This window comes from Bacillus sp. mrc49 (assembly GCF_002803435.1).
The window spans coordinates 1-1,224 of record NZ_PHNG01000573.1; the positions used below are offsets into that span (position 1 = coordinate 1).

Consider the following 1,224-nt stretch of genomic DNA (forward strand, 5'->3'; position numbering starts at 1 on the left):
TAACTAACCTGGCTGCCCTGGCTGTTAAAGACGGTAAGAAAGTATTATTAATAGATGCAGATTCACAAGCGAACGCCAGTCAAGCTTTAGGCGTCGAATATTCTCAAATTACCCTTTATAACGTAATTATGGGCGCAGCTTCACCAAAGGACGCTATCGTCGAGGTGATGCCAGGTCTTAGCCTTTTGCCTTCTAGTGGGAATCTTGCAAACCTTATTTTTAAAATAAAACCCGAAAGATTTTTACATTTACTAAATTTTGTTGAGGATCTAAAAGAAGACTTTGATTTAATACTAATAGATACACCGCCCAGCTTAGAACTAATAGCCGGGAATATATTAAAAGTTAGTGATCAAATTATTATTCCCTTTATGCCCGAACTATTCGGCGTAAATGGATTAATTAACGTAATAGAAGTAGTAAACGATTTTAAAGCCAATGTTAATTCTGAATTAGAAATAGTAGGGATCGTCGGAACTATGGTTGATAGTAGTACAAAATTACATAAAGAATTATTGGAGCAAGCTTACAATTATGCAGAAAAACAGAATATAAGAATGTTTAAAACTTTAATTCCTAGAACAATACAATTCCCAAATGCGACCGCTTATTTTAAAAGGCCTGCTACTCTATTAAAGCGGCAGACCAAAAAGATAAAGACTTATGAATTGTTATATAAAGAACTGGAGGATTTAATTTATGAGTAACGGAAAATTAAATAATCAATTCTCTTTGGCCGAAGAAGCAAAGAAATCATTAAACACACAAAGCTCAGTGTCAGAAGTTGAAGTAAAAGAGGATAAATTAGAAGCAGCAGCCAGGAAATTTAAAAATGAAGTTGACGAGAAAAAGAATAGAAAAGGTATTGAAGATACACATAAGAGGGCGACTTTTTTAGTCGAAAAAGATTTATTAAAGAGTTTTAATGCACTCAGTAAAAAACAACCTAAAGGCTTTAAGACTATGGCAATCAATCAAGCGCTTAGACTGTTTTTAACTGAATTTGAAGCAAACATGGAACAAGAGTAATAATACCTATCAATAGTTTTACATTAGAGACGCTTTGCAGAGCGTCTTTTTTTCGTTTTACGGTGAATAATGGCACTTATCCAAGTTATAGCAACAATATTCCTATTATAAGTAATTAAATTGTAATAAACCAGCAAAAATCTAAACAATTGGTGTAAATACGTTTTTTTGTAACTTATTCATAAATCCTAGTAT

The 1,224-nt window shown here is 32.7% G+C and carries 2 protein-coding genes; both read left to right on the forward strand.

Going from position 1 to position 1,224, the window contains the following annotated elements; genetic code table 11:
- A partial coding sequence (locus CVN76_RS05975; protein WP_100530601.1) for a ParA family protein occupies positions 1 to 707 on the forward strand: 707 nt, incomplete at its 5' end.
- Positions 700 to 1,029 (forward strand): hypothetical protein, encoded by a 330-nt coding sequence (locus CVN76_RS05980; protein ID WP_100530129.1) that lies wholly within the window; start codon positions 700 to 702, stop codon positions 1,027 to 1,029. The genes CVN76_RS05975 and CVN76_RS05980, both read left to right, overlap by 8 nt.
- Positions 1,030 to 1,224 lie beyond the last annotated feature (195 nt).

Coding starts and splice junctions, on each gene's coding strand:
- CVN76_RS05980 (WP_100530129.1), top strand. CDS start 700: ATGAGTAACGGAAAATTAAATAATCAATTCTCTTTGGCCGAAGAAGCA.